We start from the raw sequence: 22,111 nt of genomic DNA, 5'->3' as shown, positions 1-22,111 counted from the left end.
GCGGCGTATGTCTTTTGAGGTCACGACGTCACCCGTGCCCCGGCACGCTTGTTGAAGGCCAGGCCGGCGAGCGTCTCCCAGATCAGCCGGTGGGCATTGTTGACCGTCAGGTCGGCGTGGTCGTACGGAGGGCAGACCTCGGTGACGTCGAGTGCCACCACGTTGGTCTCCAGGGCGATCCGGCGGACGGCTCTGAGCAGATCGGCCGGAGCGAGCCCCCCGGGCTCAGGTGTCCCGGTCCCCGGGGCGAACCCGGGGTCGAGCACGTCGATGTCGATCGAGATGTAGATGCCGTCCGTACCGTCGGTCGCCTCGGCGATGACATCGTCCATGACCGCCTTGATGCCGCGCTCCCAGATCTCCTGCATCGGGTGATGGCGCATGCCCTGCTCGCGCATCCACTGCTGCACCTCGGCCGGTGGCCAGTAGCCCCGGAGCCCGACCTGGATGAAGTCTCTTCCGGCGATCGCTCCCGACTCGATCAGCCGCCTCATCGGTGTGCCGTGACTGGCGAGATTGCCGCGCAGAACATCAGCCGTGTCGGCGTGCGCGTCGAAATGGATCATCCCGATCCGGCCGTGGCCGTGATGCGCTCCGACGGCCATCCCGCTCGGCCACGTCACCGAGTGGTCGCCCCCGATCACCACGGGGATGATGCCGCGGTTCACCACTTCGGATATCCGCCGGCGGATGGCGTCTCGGGAGAGCTCCCACATGCCGGGCAGGACCAGCGCGTCCCCGTAGTCGACCACGTTGAGGTGGTCGAAGATCTCGATCTCCAGGTCGAGGTGGTAGCTGCCCGCGTCGTAGGCGCTGGCGCGCAGTGCCCGGGGCCCGAAACGAGCACCGGGACGGTTGGTCGTGCTGTCGTCCCACGGCGCGCCGATCACCGCGACGTCGGGCCGCCACTCGTCGAGTTGTTCCGGCTCGGTGAGGTGGGGCCGCCGGCCGAACGTCGGCACTCCCAGGTACGAGGACGCATCAAGTTGGGCCTGCATGCCGGGCGGTAGGGCCGGTCGGCCACCGGCCGTGGCGCCTTCGCCACGTGTTTGCTGTGTCATGCGGTGGAGTCCACAGCAGCGACGATGCCCCGCCAATCGATGTAGCCTGGGGCTTAATGATCAGCTTCGCGCTGGGCGTCGAGGATCTCGCCGACACCAGGTTCGCCGTCTCCCCCCTGCAGGAGACCGTGCTCAGTCTGCGGGTGTTGCGGGATCCGGGCCTGTCCGCGTTGCACCTGCCATGGCGCAGGGCCGTCCTCCCCAGGCTCGGCGCGCTGGACACCGGCCTGCTGATGTCCTTGGTCGGAAGGCGCCACACGGTTCCCGACTTCCTGACCCCACGGCCCACGAACTTCGCCCCGTCCTTCGAACACGAACTGGCCGCCGTCCGCCGCACCTCCCCTCACGTAGTCCGCCGGGAACTTGAGGCCGTGTACGCCCCCGACCCGCTTCCCGCACCCTTTCACCACGCCGCCGCAGCTTTCGCCGACGCCCATGCCGACGACACCAACACCCCCGTCGCCGGACTCCTCGACACGGTCTGCGGACTTCTGCAGCAGTACTGGGAACTCGCCATCAGACCGGCATGGCCGCAGATGCAGCTCGTGCTGGAAGCCGACATGACCTACCGTGCGAAGCAGTTGGCCGTCGGAGGCGCCCGCCTGCTCTTCGCCGACATGCACCCGAACCTGCGCTGGCACGACGGAGTGCTGCACATCGACAAGGTGATCGGCAACTACCGCGTCACGGCCTCCGGCCGCGGGCTGTTGCTGATCCCGTCCGTGTTCGCCCACAAGCCGGCGCCCCCCATCAGCCCGGACGAACCACCGGTCCTTGCCTATCCCAGCCGCGCGGTGGCGACGCTGTGGGCCCCGGCACCGGCCGCCGACGCGACCGCTCTCGCCTCGCTTCTCGGTACGCCCAGGGCCAGACTGCTCCGTCTCCTGCAGGAGCCGCTGGCAACAACGGAGATCGCCCGCCGCCTCAGGGTGACCCCGAGCGCCGTGTCCCAACACCTTCGCGTGCTGTACGACACGGGCCTGGTCACCCGGGCACGCCACGGACGGCGGGTCCTGTACCGCCGCAGCCCCCTCGGCGACCAACTGGCCAACCGCCATCCGGCCCCGTAGATCCCTGCGACCAGCTCCGCCGGCCGGCCGCCAGTGCGCTGACCACGAAAGTCCGCCGGGGTGGCTGCCTGATGCCGTCTCCCGTCCTTGACCTTGACCTTGACGCCAGGGTGGAGCTTGACCCCGGATCTTGGACACCCGGGATACGTGGATCTTGAGTCCAGGAGAACGGATGTCCTGTGGTCGTGAAGCACTATCCGCCGGAGTTCAAGGCGGATGCGGTCGCGTTGTACGGGTCGCGGCCGGGAGGCGACGATCAGGTCGGTCGCCGCTGGTCTGGGGGTGAACCCGGAGACGTTGCGGAACTGGATGCGGGCGGCCGGAGCGAGCCGGCCACGGGGGCGCCGGGCAAAGGCGCCCGCCGAGCGCCCACGCCGCTGGGGGCGGAGAACGCGGCCCTGCGCAAGAGGGGCTGGCACGGATCTGGCACGCGGACCCGCGCCGACCCCACCCAGCAAACAACCCCCGGGCTGCTGGCCTAGGGGGTTGTCGCGGAGCGGGCGACGGGAATCGAACCCGCGCTCTGAGCTTGGGAATCCCGCGACCTCGGCGCTGCCATATGGTCCTGAGCTGCGGTGACGTGCGTCTTCCGGATACTGGTGGAGCACCTTCTCTGACCCTTGTCGACCCGCCTTTGCCACGGCGTGTGGCACGCGAATAGCCCGAGGGCAGCACCTCCGGCCGGGCTCGGCGTGCGCGTGGCCGTGGCTCGGAGGAGGTGTTGTTGCGGTGCGTCGGGTGTCGCGGCGTTTGCTCCCGCGCGCGGCGCCGGTCCTGTCGGGCTGGCGGTGTGACGTACGTCGTGACGGTGGACGCTCAGATCGCGCAGCTCGCTCCGGAGTTGGATGGGCTGCAGCGGGTGGGAGCGGTCGCGCTGCTGAAGCAGGGGTTCTACGGCCGTCGCGCCCGAGCCGGACCTCTACTTCAGCACGCATACTTCGGCGCCACCCGCGGCAGCGCCCACACCATCACCGTGGCCGCCAGCGCCTTCGGCCCCGTCGCCGTCTCCGTCGGCCACGACCTCACCGGCAGCTACCCCGTCACCCTCCTCACCCTCGCCGCGATCCCCGTCGCGGCGGTATGCGCGGTCGTCGTTTCCCGCCCACCCGGTCGTACAGCGGAGGAGCCGAGCGCCGCCCGGTCCTGATCCCGACGGCCCTAGCTGTCCACGGGCGGCAGGCAGAGGGAGATCAGCGTTCGGACCTCGGCAGGCGTCCGGGCGCAGATGATTTCCACCAGTGTGTTCCAGTCGGTGGTGAAGGTCTCGGGGTCAGCCGCCCCCGCGGGGTGGAAACGTACGCGGACCTTCGCGGAGTACCACTTCTTGCGGTGAACCAGCGTGCCGACGGTGGGGATGTGGTGTCGGCCTCGAATGCCGGCGAGTCTCCAGCCGAACGGCGCCCGGATGGGCAGGTCGATGTACGAGTCCTCGTCCGGCGGTTCCATCAGCAGTGATCCTCCGTTCATGTCCGCCTCTCCGGGACCCGGGCTGATGCCGCTACGTACATAGGTGGCTGTCTATCTAAACCTAGGGACAGGGACGGCGCCCCGCGCGACGGGGAGGTGAACTCCTCCCTAACGGCGGTGCTTGATCTCGCCGCGCCGCTCGTCGGGCGCGATGGGTTAACGCGGCCGAGCTGGAAAGAACAAGATCCGTCTATATAGATGACTGGCTATAGTTCATTCCCCCGTGGGGGCTGATACACCGTCTGTTCATATAGGCGGACTTCGATTCATTGGTGTCCGAGCGGAGCGCGCTGCGCCCGTTCCACCGGCTGGGCATCCCGGCAGACATCAGGATCGAGAGTCTTGTGAACACTTCCACTACGTTCCGCCGGGTCACCGCTCCCGTGGCCCTGACGGCGGCTGTCGTGCTGGTCGCGAGTGCGTGCGGCGGTGAGGACGCCGGCGGGGGCTCCGGCTCCGGCGGCGAGGGCAAGGCGCTGTCGGGCAGCGTCAAGGCCGACGGCTCCAGCACCGTGGCTCCGCTGACCACCGCGGCGGCCGAGTTCTTCAAGGAGGAGGAGAGCGGTGTGAACGTCACCGTCGCCACCTCCGGCACCGGCGGCGGCTTCGAGAAGTTCTGCGCCGGCAGCACCGACATCTCCGACGCCTCGCGTCCGATCGACGACGAGGAGAAGAAGGTCTGTGAGGAGAACGGCGTCACCTTCGAGGAGTTCGCCGTCGCCAACGACGCGCTTTCTGTCGTGGTCCACAAGGACAACGACTGGGTGGACTGCCTGACGACCGAGCAGCTGAAGAAGATCTGGGAGCCCGACTCCAAGGTTGACAACTGGAACCAGGTGGACCCGTCCTTCCCCGACGAGCCGCTGAAGCTCTTCGGCCCGGGTACGGACTCGGGCACGTTCGACTACTTCACCGACGCCGTCAACGGTGAGGAGGGCGCCTCCCGTTCGGACTACACGGCCAGCGAGGACGACAACGTGCTCGTCAACGGCGTCGCCGGCTCCGCCAGCGGGCTCGGCTACTTCGGGTTCTCGTACTACGAGGAGAACCAGGACAAGCTGAAGGTCCTGCAGATCGACGGCGGCGACGGCTGCATCGCCCCCGGCGTCGAGACCACGCAGGACGGCACCTACACCCCGCTGGGCCGCCAGTTGTTCATCTATCCCTCGGCCAAGGCGCTGGAAAAGCCGCAGGTGGAGGCGTTCATCGAGTTCTACGTCGAGAACCACGCCGAGATCGCCGAGCAGGCGCAGTTCATTCCCCTCAACGCCCAGCAGGAGGGCGAGCTGCAGGCGGATCTCGACAAGCTGAAGAAGCCGTAAGTGACGGACGTACGCAGGAAGCCTCCCGCAGAGACCGGTCCCCGGTCTCTGCGGCGGGGCCGTCCGCGATACGGCGAGGAGGCCATCCGGGGCCTGCTGTTCCTCGCGGCCCTGGTGTCGGTGGCGACCACGGTCGGCATCGTCGTCTCGCTCCTGCCGCCCACGGTCGAGTTCTTCGGTGAGGTGGAGGTCGGGGAGTTCCTCACCGGTACGGAGTGGACGGCGCTGTTCCAGGATCCGGAGTTCGGCGTCCTGCCGCTGCTGAACGCCACGTTGCTGATCACGGTGATCGCGCTGCTGGTGTCGATCCCGGTGGGGCTGGGCGCGGCGGTCTACCTCAGCGAGTACGCGAGCAGGCGGGTGCGGGGCATGCTCAAGCCCGCCCTTGAGGTGCTCGCGGGGGTGCCCACGGTGGTCTACGGCTTCTTCGCGCTGTCCTTCCTCACCCCGCGGCTGCGGGAGTGGTGGCCGTTCGGCGAGGGCCCCGACTTCCAGAACGCCCTGGCCGCGGGGCTGGTGATGGGCATCATGATCGTCCCGACCATCGCGTCGCTCTCCGAGGACGCCATGGCCGCCGTGCCGCGCTCGCTGCGCGACGGCGCGTACGCGCTGGGCTCCGGCCGCCGCGTCGTTTCGGTCCGGGTCGTGGTGCCGGCCGCGCTGTCCGGCATCGTCGCCGCCTGTGTGCTGGGTATCTCCCGCGCCATCGGCGAGACGATGATCGTCGCTATCGCGTCCGGTACGCAGTCGGAGCTGTCCTTCGATCCGCGGCACGCGATGCAGACCATGACCGGCTTCATCGCCCAGGCCGCCTCCGGCGACGTCCCCACCGGGTCGATCGAGTACAAGACCATTTTCGCGGTCGGAGCGCTGCTGTTCGTCATCACCTTCCTGATGAACCTGATCAGCATCCGGCTCGTGCGCAAGTACCGGGAGGTGTACGAGTGAGTCTGACCAAGACCCGCGCACCCGCCGACGCCGCGCCGCCGCGCCGCCTGACGGGCCGGCGTTTCCGGCCCGGGGAGACCGCGTTCGCGGCCCTGCTGCTCGCCTGCCTTGCCGTCGGCATCGTGTTCCTCGTCGTGCTGATGGCCTACATCCTCAGCGAGGCCATGCCGCGGCTGGACTCCCGGCTGTGGAGCAACTTCCCCTCCGTGGTGCGCCCGGAGCAGGCCGGCGCCGAGTCCGCGATCTCCGGCACGGTCTGGGTGATCTCCTTCACCGCCCTGTTCTGCCTGCCCACCGGCATCATGGCGGCGATCTACCTGGAGGAGTACGCGGACGGCACCCGCTGGTACAACCGGCTGATCGAGCTGAACATCCAGAACCTGGCCGCCGTCCCGTCGATCATCTACGGCATCCTGGGCCTGGGCATCCTGGCCCGCCAGTTGCAGCTCGGCACGACGGTGATCACCGCCTCGCTCACGCTCTCGCTGCTCGTGCTCCCCGTAGTGATCATCTCGGCGCGCGAAGCCATCAGGGCCGTACCGCAGTCGATCCGCCAGGCGTCCCTGGCGCTCGGGGCGACGCAGTGGCAGACCGTCCGCCGCCAGGTCCTGCCCGCCGCCGTGCCGGGCATCGCCACCGGCTCGATCCTCGCGCTGTCCCGCGCCATCGGCGAGGCCGCGCCGCTGATCATGCTGGGCGCGGTGACGTACGTGGCCTTCAACCCCGAGGGCATGCAGAGCGAGTACACCGTGCTGCCGATCCAGATCTACAACTGGACCACGCAGTCCCGCGAGGAGTTCCACCACCTCGCCGCCGCCGCGATCGTCCTGCTCCTGGCGATCCTGATGCTCATGAACGCCGCCGCGATCTGGCTGCGCAACCGCTACTCCAAGCGATGGTGACCGTGATGACCACTGAAGACCGGACGCCCGCCACCGGGACGTCCCTCGGCCTCGACGTGGGCCTGAAGAAGCACGACCGCACCCCCTCGCTCGCCGAGCCCGTCTTCGAGATCTCCGACCTCGACGTCTGGTACGGCAGCCACCAGGCGGTCCGGGACGTGACCATGACCGTGGGCCGGCGCCAGATCACGGCGATGATCGGCCCGTCCGGCTGCGGCAAGTCCACCGTGATCCGCTGCCTGAACCGGATGAACGACCTCATCCCCACCGCGCGCGTCACCGGCAAGGTCGTCTACCAGGGCGAGGACCTCTACGACCCCGACATCGACGCGATCGAGGTGCGCCGGCGGATCGGCATGGTCTTCCAGAAGCCCAACCCGTTCCCCAAGTCCATCTACGACAACATCGCCTACGGCCCGCGCGTCAACGCCACGCACACCGGCCGGCTCACCCGCAGCCAGCTCGACGACATCGTCGAGGAGGCCCTGACCGACGCGGCCCTGTGGGACGAGGTCAAGGACAAGCTCAAGGACAGTGCGTTGGCGCTGTCCGGCGGGCAGCAGCAGCGCCTGTGCATCGCCCGCGCCATCGCCGTACGCCCCGAGGTGATCCTGATGGACGAGCCCTGCTCGGCCCTCGACCCGATCGCCACCGCCAAGATCGAGGACCTGATGGCGTCACTGGCTTCGGAGTTCACCATCGTCATCGTCACCCACAACATGCAGCAGGCAGCCCGTGTCTCGGACTGGACCGCGTTCTTCACCGCCGACGTCGACGACTCCGGTGTCCGGCACGGCCGGCTCGTCGAGTACGACACCACCACGAAGATCTTCGAAAGCCCCACCGACTCCCGTACCGAGGACTACATCACCGGACGCTTCGGCTGACGGAGCCGTCCGGCTGCGGCTCCCTTTGCGCGCCTCACGTAGAGGAGAACACCGGGTGAATCCCGACCTTCACCGACTCCCCGCACCCCGGCCGGCCGACGTTTCCGGCCCCGGCGGCGAGAACAAACCCGACCTCGTCCTGGCCGAGCCAGACGAGGCGCTGGCCAAGGACGTCACGGCACGGCTGCAGGCAGCTCTGGTGAAGGTCGTCACCTGCCGGGACGGGGCGGAGGCACTGCTGGTCGTGGGCTCCCGCAGCCCCAGGGCGGTGCTGCTGGCAGCTCCGCTGCCGGTCGTCGACGCGGCCAGGGTCACCGAGCTGATCGCCCGGCTCTGCCCCCAACCGGTCATCGTGGGCGCTGGCCCGGAGGGAGCGCGGGAGGCGACCGCGGCCCTGTCCGCCGGCGCCGTGGCCTTCGTCGCCCGCCCCTACCGCATCGAGGAGATCCTCCCGCTGCTCGCCCCGGAACACCGGAGCCCGGCAGGCGAACCGCAGAGCCTCGTCGTCGGCGACATCGAACTCGACCTGGCCGGCTACCACCTCTATATCCGCGGTCGCTCCATCGCGCTGCCCGTACGCGAGTTCATGGTGCTGCGCTACCTGATGGAACGCCCCAACCGGGTCGTCACCCGCGAGGAGCTGACCCGCGCGGTGTGGGGCGTGGACTCCCTCGACAGCAACAGCCTCACCGTCCACATACGCCGGCTGCGCACCCGCCTCCTCGAGGAGCCCGGAACCTGCTGCACCATCGACTCCATCCGCGGCATCGGCTACCGCCTGGAGTGCAGCCCACCGGCAGCCGGCGACCCGGCCATCCCCCGCCGGACGACCCCCGGCCTCTGAGCCGCCGCCGGTCGCACGCTGCGGTGGCAGCGCGGTCAGACGAGTGCCGACTGCTCCAGCAACTCCCGCAGCAGACGGTCAACGCGTGCCCTCAGCGCGTCGCGCACCGATCGGGCACTGTCGATGTCCAGCCCGCCCAACTCCGGCAGGTCCCAGTCCAGGTACCGCCGCCCCGGCAGAACCGGGCACGCATCGCCGCAGCCGAGCGTCACCACCACGTCGGCGGCCGTGATCACGTCTGTGGTCAGGGGCTTGGGGAACTCGTCATCCGCCCGGAGCCCGAGTTCCGCCAGCAGACGACGTACCACGGGCGCGATCTCCGCGGCGGGCGCGGAGCCCGCGGTGAGCACGTGCACCGCGCCCGCCGCGCTGCTGCGCAGCAGCGCGGCCGCAAGCTGCGAACGGCCGGCGTTCTCCGTGCAGACGAACAGCACCTCCGGCACAGCCCGGGGGGACAGGCCCAACCCGCGTGCCAGCGCGCCCAGCCGCTGGTCCGCGAACCGCTCGACCAGCACCGGCAGATACGTCGCCACCCGCGCGCGGACCGCGAGGAGACAGGCGCACTCCCACACGTACCGGGCAACCGTGCCACGGGAGAACGCGGCCCGGTGCCGCGCGGCCAGCCTGTCCGTGATCCGCTCCAGCACTGCGCCCATGTCCCGCAGGGACGGTGTGGCAGGTCCCACGGGAGGCGGCTGCTCGTCCACCGTGACCTCCTCTGCCCGCCTGTTGACCGGGGCGGCTTACGACAGCCAAATAATAGATGCCCATCTATCTATTGGGCAATTCTCCGAGTAATCTTGCGCAAAGAATGAACGCTCGGTGAACAATCCGGGCGCTGGGGCCTGGATCACACCGGCCGCATCGATCAATATCTATGGTGATGGGATGGCCATCACGGAACTCGGCGCGGCGCCGGAGGCAGGCCCGCCTGCGGCGAAGACCTGTACACCGCGCTTGGCGTGCCTGCTCATGGACCGTGACGAGGCCGAGCGCACAGCCAAGATCCTCAAGGCGATCGCCGACCCCACCCGACTTCAGATCCTGCGCCTGATCGAGCGCGCCCCCGACGGCGAAGTCTGCGTGTGCGATCTGACCGAGTGCCTGGGTCTGCGGCAGCCGACCGTGAGCCATCACCTGAAGCTGATGACCGAGGCGGGGCTGCTGAGCCGTGAGCGCCGCAGCACGTGGAGCTGGTTCTCTCTCAACCAGGAGGGCCTGCAGAGGGTTCGCGAGATCCTCGCCCCGCCCTCCGAGGGCTGACTCCGCCGCTGCTCCCGGCACCGCACGGCGCCTTGGCCCGGCTCACCCTCCCTGCTTACGAAGCCGCCTCACGTGCCCTCCTGCGGGGTGATGTCGGCGATGAGGGCCTCGATGCGGGTGCGGATCTCGTCGCGGATGGGGCGTACGGCTGCGACGTCCTGTCCGGCCGGGTCGTCGAGATCCCAGTCGAGGTAGGTCTTGCCGGGGAAGACGGGGCAGGTGTCGCCGCAGCCCATGGTGATGACGACATCGGATGCCTGCACGGCGTCGACGGTGAGGACTTTGGGCTGCTCGTGGGCGATGTCGATGCCGACCTCCCGCATCGCCTCGACGGCCGCGGGGTTGACGGCGTCGGCAGGGACGGAGCCGGCGGAGCGGACCTCGACCCGGTCGCCGGCGAGGTGGGTCAGCCAGGCGGCGGCCATCTGGGAGCGGCCGGCGTTGTGGACGCAGACGAACAGGACAGAAGGCTTGTGGGGCATCGCGGTCTCGTCTCTCTTGTCTCGCTACGGCGGAGCGGGGTGGCATCAGCTCTGCCTGATGTGACACTATCAGCCCATGCTGACGTCAGTCGATACTGAAGTGATCCGGGCGCTGGCCGATCCCCTCCGGCTCCGGATCGTCGAACTCTTGGCCGTGGAGACGCTGTGCACCACGCACCTGGTGGAGGAGACGGGCGCGCGGCAGACGAATCTCTCCAACCACCTGCGGGTGCTGCGCGAGGCCGGGGTGGTGGAGACGGAGCCGTGCGGACGCTTCACGTACTACAGGCTGCGCCCGGAGGTCATCGAAGGCGTGGCCAGCGCGTTCACCCAGCTCGCCGCTACTGCGCGCACCACCGCTGACACCAATCGGAAGAGGGCCTGCCCGTGACCGCCGCCGGAACCGCCGACCCCGCCGCCGCGCCGTCCCAGGGGGACGGCGCGAGTGTCGTCGCCCGGCTGTCCACGCTGGACCGTTTCCTGGCTGTGTGGATCCTGCTGGCCATGGCCGCCGGCCTCGGCCTGGGCCGGGCGGTCCCCGGGCTGGACGACGCGCTGGCGAAGGTGGAGACCGGCGGCATCTCGCTGCCCATCGCCCTCGGCCTGCTGATCATGATGTACCCGGTGCTGGCCAAGGTCCGCTACGACCGCCTCGACGCCGTCACCGGCGACCGGAAACTCATGGCCTCCTCGCTGGTCATCAACTGGCTGATCGGTCCTGCGGTGATGTTCGCCCTGGCCTGGATCTTCCTGCCCGNCCTGCCCGAGTACCGCACCGGCCTGATCATCGTCGGGCTCGCCCGCTGCATCGCGATGGTCATCATCTGGAACGACCTGGCCTGCGGCGACCGCGAAGCCGCCGCCGTCCTGGTGGCGCTCAACTCCGTCTTCCAGGTCCTGGCCTTCGGCGTCCTCGGCTGGTTCTACCTCGACCTGCTCCCCGGCTGGCTCGGGCTCGGTGACGGCGAGAACCTCGACATCTCGATGTGGAAGATCGCGCTCAACGTCGTCATCTTCCTCGGCATCCCCCTGCTCGCGGGCTTCCTCACCCGCCGCATCGGCGAAAAGAAGCTGGGCCGCCAGCGCTACGAGGGCTCCTTTCTGCCGCGTATCGGCCCGTGGGCGCTGTACGGGCTGCTCTTCACGATCGTGCTCCTCTTCGCCCTCCAGGGCGAGACCATCACCTCGCAACCGCTGGATGTCGCGCGGATCGCCCTGCCACTGCTGGTGTACTTCGCACTGATGTGGTTCGGCACCTTCGCTCTCGGCAAGGCCATCGGCCTGGCCTACGACCGCACCACCACCCTCGCCTTCACCGCAGCCGGCAACAACTTCGAACTCGCCATCGCCGTCGCCATCGCCACCTTCGGCGTCACCTCCGGCCAGGCCCTCTCCGGCGTCGTGGGACCCCTCATCGAAGTCCCGGTGCTGGTCGCGCTCGTGTACGTCTCCCTGGCGTGGCGCCGCAAGTTCACTGCCGAGGCGACTTCTGCGGAGCCCGTGCCGCAGGGCAAGGTGTCGTGACCGGCGGGCACACGGCCGACGTGGTGGTGATCGGCGGCGGCCAGGCCGGTCTCGCTGCCGGCTACCACCTGCGCCGCCTCGGACTGGACTTCGTCATCCTCGACGCCCAGACCCGTCCCGGCGGCGCCTGGCGACACGCCTGGGACTCACTGCGGCTGTTCTCCCCCGCGGGTTACTCGTCGCTGCCCGGCCGTCTGATGCCCGTCCAGCCGGGCCGGACGTATCCGGATGCCGCGCACGTCGTCGCGTACCTCACCGACTACGAACAGCGCTACAACCTGCCCGTCGTCCGCCCCGCACGGGTACACGGCGTGCACCGCGAGGGCGCGTGGCTGCGCGTGGACAGCGACGCCGGTCAGTGGCGGGCGCGGGCGGTGGTCAGCGCAACCGGGACCTGGTGGCGCCCCTTCGTGCCCGCCGTGCCCGGACGGGAACACTTCGCCGGACGGCAGTTGCACACCGTCGACTACCGCAGCCCGGCGGACTTCGCAGGACAGCACGTGATCGTGGTCGGCGGCGGCAACTCCGGCGCCCAGACAGCGGCCGACCTGGCCGGCACCGTGCGGCTGACCTGGGTCACCCGGCGCCCGCCGCGTTTCCTCGCCGACGACATCGACGGCCGCGCCCTGTTCGACACCGCCACCGCGCGGCGCCGCGCCCTGGAGCGTGGTGAGCCTGACACCGGCGGGGTGGCCTCGCTCGGCGACATCGTCGCCGTGCCGCCGGTGCGCGAAGCCCGCGACCGCGGGCTCCTCAAAGCCGAGGCCATGTTCAGCCGCCTCACCGAAAGCGGCGTCGCCTGGCAGGACGGGACCACCGCACCGGCCGACGCGGTCATCTGGTGCACCGGCTTCCGGCCTGCTCTTGCCCACCTCGCCCCACTGGGCCTGCGCGATGCGGCCGGCCGCATCGCCGCCGTCGGCACCCAGGCTGCGGGCGAACCCCGTGTGCACCTGCTCGGCTACGGCGACTGGACCGGCCCGGCATCCGCGACCCTCATCGGCGCCGGCCGCCCAGCCCGCGACGCGGCCCGCCAACTCGCGACGCTGCTGCACCGCTGAACCCCGGCCCCCAGACCGCGGTGCTCATGGCCCGCTGATGCCGACGCGGGCGACCCGGTACGTATCAGGCAACGGAGTAGGCCACAGCGTCTGGCCTATGGCGGTGAGGACCGATGGCTCGACGCGGTAGAAGACCCACCTGCCGCGCCGCTCGGAGGTGAGCAGGCCGGCCTCCTTGAGCCTCTTCAGGTGGTGGCTCACGGTGGGCTGCGAGACGCCGACGTCCGAGATGTCGCACACGCACGCCTCGCCCCCGTCGTCCGAGGCGACCAGGGAGAACAGCCGCAGCCGCACCGGATCGGACAGCGCCTTGAACATGACGGCGGTCCTCACCGCCTCGTCGGCCGTCAAAGGCCGCTCGGTCAGCGGCGGACAGCAGCGGGCCACCGCCTCAGGAGGCTCGGGCTCCAGCACCGGAATCACCCTCTCCTTATTCGATGTGTGTCTATGTTTGCATGGATCGAATCAACTGAGCCCGACCGCGGCAGGGGCTCCGCCGGCGTAGGCGGCCAGCGGTCCTGTGACGTAGGCGGCGTCCCGGCCGACGCCGCGCAGGGTGTTGGAGGCGAAGGAGCGCTGGAACTCCAGCCCCAGGTACACCAGCCCCGGGTGGGTGAGGGACAGCCCGCCTGAGTGGAGCGGCAGACCCCGCTCATCCAGGGCACCCAGACCGGCGAGGAAGCCGACGTTCGGCTGATAGCCGGTCGCCAGCAGCACCGCGTCCACGGACTCGCGGCTGCCGTCCGACCAGACGACGTCCCCGCCGTCCAGCGCGGTGAACATCGGCCGGCGCACCAGTCGGCCGGCGTCCAGAGCCTGCCGGTAGTCGCCGGCGTCGTTGACCAGCCTGCCGGGCACGATCGCGGCCAGCCACTGCGGGGGGAGCAGGTCGAAGCCGCTGGTCACCGACCAGTGGTGGACGTCCCGGCCGCGGGAGCGCTGTGGCAGGAACGCCACCGGCGCGCGCGAGGCGAGGGTGACCGCGGAGGCGACGTCGGCCAGCTCGTAGCCGATCTGCACCGCGGAGTTCCCGGCGCCGACGACGACCACGCGCTTGTCCGCGTACGGCTTGGGGTTGCGGTAGTCCGCCACGTGCAGCAACTCGCCGGTGAAGCCGCCCGCGCCGGGCAGGTCGGGAAGCGTCGGGCGGGAGCCGCCGGCCACCACCACCCCGAGTGCGCCGTACTCCGCACCTTCCTCGGTGCGCACGACGAAGCCGGGCCCGTCGGACACCACGGCCGCCGCCCGGGCGCGGGTGCGGACGTCGGCGTCCAGGCCGGCGGCGTAGCGCTCAAGGTAGGCGACGACCTCGTCACGGTGCGGGTAGTGCTCCGGGTCCCCGGGGAAGTCCATCCCCGGCAGCGCGCTGTACCGGGCGGGGGAGAAGAGCGTGAGGCTGTCGTAGTAGCGGGGCCAGGAGCCGACCGGGCGGTCGGAGGCTTCCAGCACCACAGGCGCGAGGCCGTGCCGGCGCAGTTCGTAGGCGGCGGCCAGTCCCGACTGGCCCGCTCCGATCACCGCGACGTCGAACTTCTCCACGACGGATCCTCCCTATTCGATGAATGTCTATGTTGACGCTCATCGAATCAGATGCCATGCTGAGGACGCAAGCATCGACAAATATCGATCAAGGGGGTCTACGTGGTCGTACGCATCAAGGCGGCGCTCACCCGCGCCGCCTCCCGACGCCTCGCCGGCGTCCACTTCTGCGACGGCTGCGCACAGGTGTGCGACACCACCTGCCGGGTCGACGCACACCGCCGACGTCTGCACCAGTCACTCGCCACCCACGCACCCACCCGCTGAACCGTCACGTCGTACAGGAACTGAGGACGCACCCGTCATGAACAACACACCCGATCTGCCCGTCGCCGTCATCGGCGCCGGCCCCGTCGGACTGGCCGCCGCCTCCCACCTCCTCGACCGCGGCATCGAACCGCTCGTGCTGGAAGCCGGGCCGCACGCGGCCACCGCGGTACGTGCATGGGGGCACGTGCGACTCTTCTCCACCTGGGCCGAGCTGACCGATCCCGCCGCGGAGAAGCTCCTCGCCCCCACCGGCTGGACCAAGCCCGACGAGACCGCATACCCGACCGGCGGCGAATGGGCCCAGCAGTACCTCCAGCCCCTCGCTGACGCCCTCGGCGACCGCGTCCGCTACGGCACCACCGTCACCGGCGTCGCCCGCGCCGGCCGCGACCGCGTCGTCGACACCGACCGCGACGCCCAGCCGTTCACCACCCACGTCGCACGAGCCGACGGCACCGAGGAACGCATCCTCGTACGCGCCGTCATCGACGCCTCCGGTACCTGGTCAACTCCCAGCCCGCTGGGCGCCAACGGCCTTCCCGCGCTCGGCGAGCGCGCCGCCGCCGACCGCATCACCTACCGCATTCCCGAGCTGACCGACCCGGCCGTAAGCGCCCGCTACGCGGGCAGGACCACCGCCGTCGTCGGCTCCGGCGCCTCCGCCTTCACCGCCCTGGCCGCACTCGCCGACCTCGCCCGCGCCACCCCCGGCACCCACACCCGGTGGATCCTGCGCCGCGGCATCGGCACGAACACCTACGGCGGCGGCGAAGCCGACCAGCTCCCCGCCCGCGGCGCCCTCGGCCTCGCCGCCAAGGCCGCCGTCGACAACGGCCACGCCACCCCGGAGACCGGCTTCCGCACCGCAGCCGTCGAACGCGACGGCCACCGCCTCGTCCTCGTCGCCGAAGACGGCCGCCGCAGCGAACCCGTAGACGAGATCATCGCGCTGACCGGACTGCGCCCCGACCTGTCGTTCCTCGACGAGCTGCGCCTCGCACTCGACGAACGCCTCCAGGCCCCGGTCGCGCTTGCCCCGCTCATCGACCCCAACGTCCACTCCTGCGGCACCGTCTACCCCCACGGCGCCACCGAGTTGGCCCACCCCGAGAGCGGCGTCTACCTCGCCGGCATGAAGTCCTACGGCCGCGCCCCCACCTTCCTGGCGATGACCGGCTTCGAACAGGTCCGCTCCATCGCCGCCGCCCTCGCCGGCGACCACGAAGCCGCCGCCCGCGTCGAGCTGACCCTCCCCGAAACCGGCGTCTGCAGCGGCACCGGCCTCACCGCCGAAGAAGACTCCGCCGCGGCCGACACCGCACAAACCGACGGCTGCTGCGCCACGCCCGCCGCCGAACTCATCCAGATCGGCACCACCACCCGAGGCTGCTGACCTCCCTGCCATATCGACCGAGGAACTCGACGCGCAGGAACGCCGTCCCGCGATACGAGATGGCGGGTGGCCATTCGTGTACTGCCTGTGAGTGCCGCTCAAGTCCACGCGCTATTCGGGCATTTGTGGCACGCGAACGGCGCGCGGCTCTCAACTGGTCCAGACAACGAATAGTCCCCAGGTCTCCGACCTGGGGACTCGTTACGGAGCGGGCGACGGGAATCGAACCCGCGCTCTGAGCTTGGGAAGCTCATGTTCTACCATTAAACTACGCCCGCGCAGAACGCCCCTGCGGGCGCTTCGCTGCCACTCTACCGTATGTGCGCCCCCCGGCGAGGTCGTCGGGGGGCTGCTTGGTGCTGGCGGCCGGATGTGGGGGGTGGGGGCGGGAGTTGGGGTTACGGTGGGGTGGCGTTGGGGTGGGGGTGTTGTTGGGGTGGGGTGGTTGGTCCCCTAGTGTGGCTTTTGTTGCGTTACGGGGAAGGAGCCTGATGGAGACCACCGTCGTCCGATGTGCCGAAGGGCACGTCTTCAGCACCACCTCGCTCCCGATGCAGAACGTCGCCGCCGCCCGGCGGCTCGGGTCCGGCGGGCTCGTGCGGTGTCCGCGGTGTGCGCGGCTGCGGAACGTCGTGCCGGTGGGCAAGGGCGAGGCGCGGTAGCGCGGGGGGCAGCCGGTAGGGTCGGGGCGTGCTGCTCTCCGACAAGGACATCCGGACCGAAGTCGACGCCGGGCGGGTACGGATCGAGCCCTTCGACGACGGGATGATCCAGCCGTCCAGCGTCGACGTACGCCTCGACCGCTACTTCCGGGTCTTCGAGAACCATCGCTATCCCCACATTGACCCCGCCGTCGAGCAGAGCGACCTCACGCGGCTCGTGGAGCCCGAGGGCGACGAGTGCTTCATCCTGCACCCCGGGGAGTTCGTGCTGGCCTCCACGTACGAGGTCATCTCCCTGCCCGACGACATCGCCTCCCGGCTCGAGGGCAAGTCCAGCCTCGGCCGGCTCGGGCTGCTCACGCACTCCACCGCCGGGTTCATCGACCCCGGGTTCAGCGGGCATGTGACGCTGGAGCTCTCCAACGTCGCCACGCTGCCCATCAAGCTCTGGCCGGGCATGAAGATCGGGCAGCTCTGCATGTTCCGGCTCAGCTCGCCCGCCGAACACCCCTACGGCTCCGCCAAGTACGGCTCCCGCTACCAGGGGCAGCGCGGGCCCACGCCCTCCCGGTCGTACCAGAACTTCCACCGCACGGTCATCTGACGCCCGTACGGTACGGGCTCAGAGCGTGCCCAGCTTGAACATCGCCAGCAGCGCCAGCAACTGGATCGAGCACGCCCCCAGCGCCCGCGGCCACGGCAGATCGTGCGACTTGCTCACCATCGACGTCAGCAGCGCCCCCGCCGCCAGCCACGTCAGCAGGCCCACGCCCTGCGCGAACGGCTCCTCGCCGCCGACGAACATTGCCACCAGCAGCCGCGGCGCGTCCGTGACCGCCACGATCAGCATCGCCAGCCCCACCGTCGGCGCCAGCGCGCCCGCGCCGCCCATCTGGCGGGCGAGGGTGTGCGTCACCGTGCCCATCACCAGGCCGCTGAGCGTGACCGCGATGCCCGTGGCGACGATCCACGGGATGCTCGCGGAGATCGTGGAGTCGAGCACCTCGTCGCGGGCCTCCTCCAGGCCGAAGACCGCGAGCAGGCCGTAGAGGAAGGTGACCGTCAGCGCGGAGCCCCACATGGCGTGGTCCCGCATCTGCCAGAAAGTGCGGTTCGGATGGAAGACGAGTCCGCTGAGCAGGTCCCTCCAGTGCAGCCGCGGGCCCACGGGCGGGGCCGCCGACTGGCCGGCGCGGTAGACCTGGCCGTCGTCGTACCGGCGGTCGTCGTAGCGGCCGTCGTCGTACGGGCCGTAGGCGTCGGGCGCTCCGGCTATGCCGTACGGCTGGGTGCTGCCGGGGCGGTCCGCGGCGTACGGGTCGTGGCCGCCGGCGTAGTACTCGGGGCCCGGGCCCCGGCCGCCGTGGGGCTGCTGCCACTGGCCGCCGCCGTGCTGGGGCTGTCCCGGTCCGTGTCCGTACGGGGGCGGGGGACCGCCGTACTGCGGGCCACCCTGCTGCCGACCGCCGTGGGACTCGCGTCCCCGGCCCATTCTGAAACCTGCCACGCAATCGAACGTACCCGGTCCCGCCCGCCCAGGTCACCGGTGCCCGGGAATACGGGGGACCTTTGTGGCCAAGACAGCACGTTCCGTAGGGGTTCTCTAGGGGATTCGCCCTACGGGCCCGGGGCGGGCGGGGGCAGGCAGGGGGCGGAGGGTGCGGGCGCGTACGCGGGTGTGAGCGGGGGGCGTACGTGCCCCGGTGTGAGCCAGGGCCCGGCCGGGGGAGGTCCGGGCCCCGGCCGTCTCTGCGGCGCTACGGCGCCGTCCCCCGCGGCGCTCCTCCTCAGCCCGCGGACTCCGAGCCGTACCCCGGGTCCCCCGTCGTCGGCATCCCCACCGTCGACGGGTGGATCGCCACCGCCCCGTCCGCCATGAGGCATGCGGGGGCTCCCGGGCACGCGGTCGGAGTCCGCGATCAGAAGACCCCGTACCGCGGCCAAAGGTTGCAGGAATACGGCTAGTTGGTTCGTACAGTGAGAGAAGGTGTCATTCCCCCTGCGGGGACGGTGGTGGGGAGCTACTCCGCGATCGTCTCCGGGAACCTCGCGTTCGCCCCGTCCGCGCCCACCGACGCCCCGTCGAACGTCCACGACCCGTCCGCCGTCAGCCCGCCGCTACGGGCCTGCAGCACCCACGCGTACCCATGTCCCGCGTTCTCGCCCGGCGCGCCCGCGATCAGGCCCGACCTGCCGTCGCGGTTCGCGTCGTGCAGCCGGACGTCGGAGCCGAAGAGGTCGCCGGCCTCGGCGGCGCCCGGGACGCCGGCGGTGTCCTGGTTGAAGTGCTGCACCCCGCTCGTGGTCAGCCCGCCGGCCGACCCGCGCAGCAGCCAGACCGCGCCCGCGTCGTCGGCGGCGCCGATCGCCTCGCCCTCGGCGCCCACCGCCAGGTCGGGGTACCCGTCGCCGTTCACGTCGCCCAGCGAGACGTCGCCGCCGAAGCGGTCCTCCAGCTCGTACGCACCGGGGACGCCCCCGCTGCCCTGCTTCCACACCTCGGGCTGCCCCACGCCGGGCCCGCCGCCGGCCCCGTACCAGACCTCGACCTCGCCGCCCGACAGGTCCCACTCGCCGTGCTCCAGCACCGTGGGATCGCCGATCGCGAGGTCGTCGGCGCCGTCCTTGTCGATGTCGCCCGCGACGCCCACGGGCCCGCCCGCGAACTCCGTGCGCGTGTAGCCCTCCGGGCCGCCGCCCTTCAGATACAGGGAGTAGCCCTCCAGGTACTCCAGGGACCACTTCTTGCCGGTGACCACCAGGTCGTCGGCGCCGTCGCCCTCGAAGTCGCCGCCGACCAGGCCGGTGGGCGTGAACTCCTCCGGGAAGTCGGCGAAGGGGTGGCCCGACTGCGCGCGCGCAGGGCTGCGGGCCGCGCCCCAGCCCCCGTACAGCTCCAGGTGGTCCTTGGAGAGGATCGCCAGCGCCGTCGACCCGTCGTGGAACCAGTCGCCCGCGGCCAGGCCCGTCGCGTAGGCGTTGCCCTCGGTCAGCGAGGCGGGGCGCAGGTCCTGCGCGCCGCTGCCGGACAGGCCGCCGGAGGAGCCGTAGAGGATGACCGTGCGGCCGGTGTCCGCGACGCCGCCGAGGTCTTCGCCGGTGACGCCCACGGCGAGGTCGGCGTACCCGTCGCGGTCGAAGTCGGCGGCGGCGAGGGTGGCGCCGAAGGCGTCGCCGGCCTCGGAGGTGCCGGGGACGCCGGCGGTGGTCTGGCTGAGGACCTTGCGCTCGGCGGTGTCGAGGCCGCCCGCGGAGCCGTAGAGCACGGCGACGTACCCGGCGCGCCGCACGCCGCTCACGGTGCCGGAGGGGGCGGCGACGACGAGGTCGCGGTAGCCGTCGCCGTTGAAGTCGTCGTGGAACTTCGCGGGCGCGGCTGCGGGCGACGCCGCGGGTGCGGCGGCGGCCCCGGCGGGCGCCGCCGCGGCGGGCGCGGCGCCGCCCGTGAGGACGGCGCCGGCGACGACGGCCAGAGAGGCCGCCAAGGCGGTGGCGGTCGTGGGCGTACGGCGGCTGCGCGGCATGTCGGGCTCCTGAACGTAGATGCAACAGGGGTACGGCTACTCAGTGGGCCTCTCACCCTGTGAGACACCTGGCGTTCACCCGGGGTTGTACGAACAACCGCCCTTCGTGTGGCTCATCCGGCCTTCCATGAACTTGTTGGTTAATGAACATAGTTCGTGGGATTCAGTGGGTCACTCGGCACCCGTCAGGTAGTGACCCGCGTCCTCACCCGCGAAGCCCGCGCCGAACCGCGCCCCCGCGTCCGTACCGCCCGGGCCCTCGAAGTTGTCCGGGCTGAACGCCACGGACCCCGTCGCCGTCAGCCCGCCCGCGGCGCCGCGCAGCGACCAGATCGCGCCCGTCCCGTTCTCGTCCGGCGCGCCCACCGACAGCTCCGCCCGGCCGTCGCCCGTGACGTCCCCGAACGCCAGCGCCGCGCCGAACCGGTCCCCGGCCTCCGCCACGCCCTTCACGCCGGCCGTGTCCTGGTGGAACGCCTGCGCCCCCGCCGCCCGCAGACCACCGTCGCCGCCCGGCAGCAGCACCACGGAACCGGCCGCCCGCTTGCTGCCGACGGCCTCGTACGGCACGCCCACGGCGAGGTCGTCGTAGCCGTCGCCGTTCGCGTCGCCCGCCGCGAGCCGGGCGCCGAACTGGTCGCCGGCCTCGCCGGTGCCCGGCACGCCCGCGGTGTCCTGCGTGAAGGCCGAACTCCGGGTGGCGCTGGGGCCGTTCTCCGTGCCGTGGACGACCCTCACCTTGCCCTTTCCGTACGGGAGGTCCTCGACGCTCGCGCCGACCTTGCGGTACGCGAGGTCGGCGTAGCCGTCGCCGTCGAAGTCGCCGAGCGTCGGCGAGGCGCCGCTGGGCAGCGCGGCGTCGCTGCGCGTCAGCCCGTCGGGGCCGCCCGTCCAGAACCAGCCGCCCTCGGCGTTGCCCTGGTAGCTGAAGAACGCCACGAGGTCGTCCGCGCCGTCGCCGGTCACGTCGCCGACGGCGACGCCGTCGAGGCTGTCCTCGGGCTTCATCTCGACCAGCCCGCTCTCGCGCGCGGGGGCGCCGGCGCGGGTGAACGGGCCGTACAGGACGGTGTACGCCTCGCCGCTCTCGCCGCGGCTGCTGGGCACCAGCAGGTCGCCCTCGCCGTCGCCGTCGAAGTCGCCGGCATGCAGGTCGCGGGCGAGGCCGCCGCCGCTCGGCACCTGGGCGCGGGCGGCGCCGTCGCCGGTCAGGCCGCCCTCGCGGCCCCACAGGACGGTGACGGAGCCGGCCGCGTCGCCGTCGTCGGTGCGGGCGGTGACGGCGAGGTCGGTCAGGCCGTCGCCGTCGAGGTCGCGGGCGACGAGCCGGTCGCCGAAGCGGTCGTCGGCGGCGGGGTCGCCGGGGACGCCGGCGGTGCCCTGGGTGAGGACGACGGACGCGGGGGCGGCGACGCCGTCGGGTGAGCCGTAGCTGACGAGCACGTAGCCCGCCCCGGAGTGGCCGGCGACGGTGCCGCCGGGGGCGGCGGTGGCGAGGTCGGCGTGGCCGTCGCCGTCGAAGTCGGCCCGTACGGTACGGGCGTCAGCGGCGCCGGAGGCGGCGGGCGAGGAGGCGGGTGAGGAGGCGGGTGAGGCGGCGGCCGGCGCCGCGGGGTCCGGGTCCTCCGCGCCCGTCGCCTGGGCGGTGACGGCCGCCGTGCCGGCGGTGGCGAGGCAGGCGGTTAAGGCGGCGAGGGTGCGGAGGCGCATGGGGGGTTCCTTCCGGTGACGGTGTGACGGGAGGGTTGCGTTCACCCTCGCGTCATACGACACACCTCACCCGGCGATGGTTGTACCAACCAATGCGCCAACAACGGGGGGTTGACACCCCACGGCCGGCCCCGTGTGGCTTACGGGGCCGGCCGCCGTGGGGGGTTGCTCGTGGTACCCCC

Annotated in this window: 24 protein-coding genes and 1 tRNA gene; 15 read left to right on the top strand and 10 right to left on the bottom strand. The window is 71.1% G+C overall.

Translation table 11 applies throughout. The features are described 5' to 3' along the window. Positions 1-20: 20 nt before the first annotated feature. Positions 21-998 carry an agmatinase gene (gene speB / locus B124_RS26720; protein WP_496505517.1) on the bottom strand — a complete coding sequence of 326 codons (978 nt, stop codon included), beginning with the start codon at positions 996-998 and terminating at the stop codon, positions 21-23. 119 nt (positions 999-1,117) lie between these two features. Here speB and B124_RS26715 point away from each other — a divergent pair, with 119 nt between their 5' ends. Together B124_RS26715 and B124_RS26710 are read left to right on the top strand one after the other, a co-directional pair. Beyond that, positions 1,118-2,131 carry an ArsR/SmtB family transcription factor gene (locus tag B124_RS26715; RefSeq protein ID WP_496505516.1) on the top strand — a complete coding sequence of 338 codons (1,014 nt, stop codon included), beginning with the start codon at positions 1,118-1,120 and terminating at the stop codon, positions 2,129-2,131. Between the two features lie 808 nt (positions 2,132-2,939). Continuing rightward, positions 2,940-3,278, top strand: coding sequence for a hypothetical protein (locus B124_RS26710; protein WP_496505515.1), 339 nt, complete (start codon positions 2,940-2,942; stop codon positions 3,276-3,278). Between the two features lie 11 nt (positions 3,279-3,289). Here B124_RS26710 and B124_RS26705 read toward each other — a convergent pair whose 3' ends face one another. After that, a complete protein-coding gene (locus B124_RS26705; RefSeq protein ID WP_496505514.1) occupies positions 3,290-3,598 on the bottom strand; it encodes a hypothetical protein in 309 nt (102 codons plus the stop codon). Positions 3,599-3,870: 272 nt separating this feature from the next. On the opposite strand from B124_RS26705, the gene B124_RS26700 reads away from it, so the two are divergent. The 5 genes from B124_RS26700 to B124_RS26680 are packed head-to-tail and all read left to right on the top strand — an operon-like array spanning position 3,871 to position 8,501. Next, the gene (locus B124_RS26700) at positions 3,871-4,920 is read left to right on the top strand and encodes a PstS family phosphate ABC transporter substrate-binding protein (RefSeq protein WP_496505513.1); all 1,050 of its coding nucleotides are present in this window, start codon (positions 3,871-3,873) and stop codon (positions 4,918-4,920) included. Further along, complete coding sequence (gene pstC / locus B124_RS26695; RefSeq protein ID WP_496505512.1) at positions 4,921-5,868, top strand: phosphate ABC transporter permease subunit PstC; 948 nt, start codon at positions 4,921-4,923, stop codon at positions 5,866-5,868. Further along, a complete protein-coding gene (pstA, locus tag B124_RS26690; protein ID WP_496505511.1) occupies positions 5,865-6,770 on the top strand; it encodes a phosphate ABC transporter permease PstA in 906 nt (301 codons plus the stop codon). Before pstC ends, pstA begins: the two co-directional genes overlap by 4 nt. Before the next feature lie 5 nt (positions 6,771-6,775). After that, positions 6,776-7,657: a phosphate ABC transporter ATP-binding protein PstB gene (gene pstB / locus B124_RS26685; protein WP_496505510.1), complete on the top strand. Its 882-nt coding sequence runs from the start codon at positions 6,776-6,778 to the stop codon at positions 7,655-7,657. A 55-nt stretch (positions 7,658-7,712) separates the two neighbouring features. Then, on the top strand, positions 7,713-8,501 hold the full coding sequence (locus B124_RS26680; protein WP_496505509.1) for a response regulator transcription factor: 789 nt from the start codon (positions 7,713-7,715) through the stop codon (positions 8,499-8,501). A 35-nt stretch (positions 8,502-8,536) separates the two neighbouring features. Here the strand turns inward: B124_RS26680 and B124_RS26675 are convergent, their stop codons facing one another. Continuing rightward, positions 8,537-9,208: an arsenate reductase/protein-tyrosine-phosphatase family protein gene (locus B124_RS26675; protein ID WP_496505508.1), complete on the bottom strand. Its 672-nt coding sequence runs from the start codon at positions 9,206-9,208 to the stop codon at positions 8,537-8,539. Positions 9,209-9,389: 181 nt separating this feature from the next. On the opposite strand from B124_RS26675, the gene B124_RS26670 reads away from it, so the two are divergent. Further along, positions 9,390-9,764: an ArsR/SmtB family transcription factor gene (locus tag B124_RS26670; protein ID WP_496505507.1), complete on the top strand. Its 375-nt coding sequence runs from the start codon at positions 9,390-9,392 to the stop codon at positions 9,762-9,764. Between the two features lie 68 nt (positions 9,765-9,832). Here B124_RS26670 and B124_RS26665 read toward each other — a convergent pair whose 3' ends face one another. Then, positions 9,833-10,246: an arsenate reductase ArsC gene (locus B124_RS26665; RefSeq protein WP_496505506.1), complete on the bottom strand. Its 414-nt coding sequence runs from the start codon at positions 10,244-10,246 to the stop codon at positions 9,833-9,835. Between the two features lie 76 nt (positions 10,247-10,322). Here B124_RS26665 and B124_RS26660 point away from each other — a divergent pair, with 76 nt between their 5' ends. From B124_RS26660 to B124_RS26650, 3 genes are all read left to right on the top strand, one after another. Continuing rightward, positions 10,323-10,637: an ArsR/SmtB family transcription factor gene (locus tag B124_RS26660; protein WP_496505505.1), complete on the top strand. Its 315-nt coding sequence runs from the start codon at positions 10,323-10,325 to the stop codon at positions 10,635-10,637. Next, positions 10,634-11,770, top strand: coding sequence for an ACR3 family arsenite efflux transporter (gene arsB, locus B124_RS26655; RefSeq protein WP_496505504.1), 1,137 nt, complete (start codon positions 10,634-10,636; stop codon positions 11,768-11,770). The genes B124_RS26660 and arsB overlap by 4 nt, the downstream gene beginning before the upstream one ends. Next, the gene (locus tag B124_RS26650) at positions 11,767-12,831 is read left to right on the top strand and encodes an ArsO family NAD(P)H-dependent flavin-containing monooxygenase (RefSeq protein WP_496505503.1); all 1,065 of its coding nucleotides are present in this window, start codon (positions 11,767-11,769) and stop codon (positions 12,829-12,831) included. Before arsB ends, B124_RS26650 begins: the two co-directional genes overlap by 4 nt. Before the next feature lie 24 nt (positions 12,832-12,855). Here the strand turns inward: B124_RS26650 and B124_RS26645 are convergent, their stop codons facing one another. Further along, positions 12,856-13,254 (bottom strand): ArsR/SmtB family transcription factor, encoded by a 399-nt coding sequence (locus B124_RS26645; protein WP_496505502.1) that lies wholly within the window; start codon positions 13,252-13,254, stop codon positions 12,856-12,858. 42 nt (positions 13,255-13,296) lie between these two features. Further along, the gene (locus tag B124_RS26640; RefSeq protein WP_496505501.1) at positions 13,297-14,370 is read right to left on the bottom strand and encodes a flavin-containing monooxygenase; all 1,074 of its coding nucleotides are present in this window, start codon (positions 14,368-14,370) and stop codon (positions 13,297-13,299) included. A 102-nt stretch (positions 14,371-14,472) separates the two neighbouring features. Here B124_RS26640 and B124_RS26635 point away from each other — a divergent pair, with 102 nt between their 5' ends. Both B124_RS26635 and B124_RS26630 read left to right on the top strand, forming a co-directional pair. Continuing rightward, a complete protein-coding gene (locus B124_RS26635) occupies positions 14,473-14,637 on the top strand; it encodes a hypothetical protein (RefSeq protein WP_496505500.1) in 165 nt (54 codons plus the stop codon). 37 nt (positions 14,638-14,674) lie between these two features. Then, the gene (locus B124_RS26630; protein WP_496505499.1) at positions 14,675-16,033 is read left to right on the top strand and encodes an NAD(P)-binding domain-containing protein; all 1,359 of its coding nucleotides are present in this window, start codon (positions 14,675-14,677) and stop codon (positions 16,031-16,033) included. Positions 16,034-16,240: 207 nt separating this feature from the next. Here B124_RS26630 and B124_RS26625 read toward each other — a convergent pair. Then, positions 16,241-16,311, bottom strand: a tRNA-Gly gene (locus B124_RS26625). A gap of 213 nt (positions 16,312-16,524) precedes the next feature. On the opposite strand from B124_RS26625, the gene B124_RS26620 reads away from it, so the two are divergent. After that, a complete protein-coding gene (locus tag B124_RS26620) occupies positions 16,525-16,695 on the top strand; it encodes a hypothetical protein (protein WP_496505498.1) in 171 nt (56 codons plus the stop codon). Between the two features lie 28 nt (positions 16,696-16,723). Continuing rightward, positions 16,724-17,299: a dCTP deaminase gene (dcd, locus tag B124_RS26615; RefSeq protein WP_347582992.1), complete on the top strand. Its 576-nt coding sequence runs from the start codon at positions 16,724-16,726 to the stop codon at positions 17,297-17,299. 18 nt (positions 17,300-17,317) lie between these two features. Here the strand turns inward: dcd and B124_RS26610 are convergent, their stop codons facing one another. The 3 genes from B124_RS26610 to B124_RS26600 form a co-directional block, all read right to left on the bottom strand. Continuing rightward, entirely contained in the window at positions 17,318-18,187 is an 870-nt protein-coding gene (locus B124_RS26610; RefSeq protein WP_496505528.1) for a Yip1 family protein, read from the bottom strand. A 529-nt stretch (positions 18,188-18,716) separates the two neighbouring features. Beyond that, complete coding sequence (locus tag B124_RS26605) at positions 18,717-20,219, bottom strand: FG-GAP-like repeat-containing protein (protein WP_496505497.1); 1,503 nt, start codon at positions 20,217-20,219, stop codon at positions 18,717-18,719. 171 nt (positions 20,220-20,390) lie between these two features. Continuing rightward, the gene (locus tag B124_RS26600) at positions 20,391-21,929 is read right to left on the bottom strand and encodes an FG-GAP-like repeat-containing protein (RefSeq protein ID WP_496505496.1); all 1,539 of its coding nucleotides are present in this window, start codon (positions 21,927-21,929) and stop codon (positions 20,391-20,393) included. Positions 21,930-22,111 lie beyond the last annotated feature (182 nt).

It is taken from the genome of Streptomyces sp. CNP082 (assembly GCF_059570535.1).
This window is presented reverse-complemented; position numbering and strand designations above follow the sequence as displayed.

What these genes read in the sequence shown, in the direction of transcription:
- B124_RS26610 (WP_496505528.1), bottom strand. Translation starts at nt 18,187, where the DNA reads ATGGGCCGGGGACGCGAGTCCCACGGCGGTCGGCAGCAGGGTGGCCCG.
- B124_RS26715 (WP_496505516.1), top strand. Translation starts at nt 1,118, where the DNA reads ATGATCAGCTTCGCGCTGGGCGTCGAGGATCTCGCCGACACCAGGTTC.
- pstB (WP_496505510.1), top strand. Translation starts at nt 6,776, where the DNA reads ATGACCACTGAAGACCGGACGCCCGCCACCGGGACGTCCCTCGGCCTC.
- B124_RS26630 (WP_496505499.1), top strand. Translation starts at nt 14,675, where the DNA reads ATGAACAACACACCCGATCTGCCCGTCGCCGTCATCGGCGCCGGCCCC.
- B124_RS26605 (WP_496505497.1), bottom strand. Translation starts at nt 20,219, where the DNA reads ATGCCGCGCAGCCGCCGTACGCCCACGACCGCCACCGCCTTGGCGGCC.
- speB (WP_496505517.1), bottom strand. Translation starts at nt 998, where the DNA reads ATGCAGGCCCAACTTGATGCGTCCTCGTACCTGGGAGTGCCGACGTTC.
- B124_RS26620 (WP_496505498.1), top strand. Translation starts at nt 16,525, where the DNA reads ATGGAGACCACCGTCGTCCGATGTGCCGAAGGGCACGTCTTCAGCACC.
- B124_RS26670 (WP_496505507.1), top strand. Translation starts at nt 9,390, where the DNA reads ATGGCCATCACGGAACTCGGCGCGGCGCCGGAGGCAGGCCCGCCTGCG.
- B124_RS26600 (WP_496505496.1), bottom strand. Translation starts at nt 21,929, where the DNA reads ATGCGCCTCCGCACCCTCGCCGCCTTAACCGCCTGCCTCGCCACCGCC.
- B124_RS26665 (WP_496505506.1), bottom strand. Translation starts at nt 10,246, where the DNA reads ATGCCCCACAAGCCTTCTGTCCTGTTCGTCTGCGTCCACAACGCCGGC.
- B124_RS26660 (WP_496505505.1), top strand. Translation starts at nt 10,323, where the DNA reads ATGCTGACGTCAGTCGATACTGAAGTGATCCGGGCGCTGGCCGATCCC.
- B124_RS26705 (WP_496505514.1), bottom strand. Translation starts at nt 3,598, where the DNA reads ATGAACGGAGGATCACTGCTGATGGAACCGCCGGACGAGGACTCGTAC.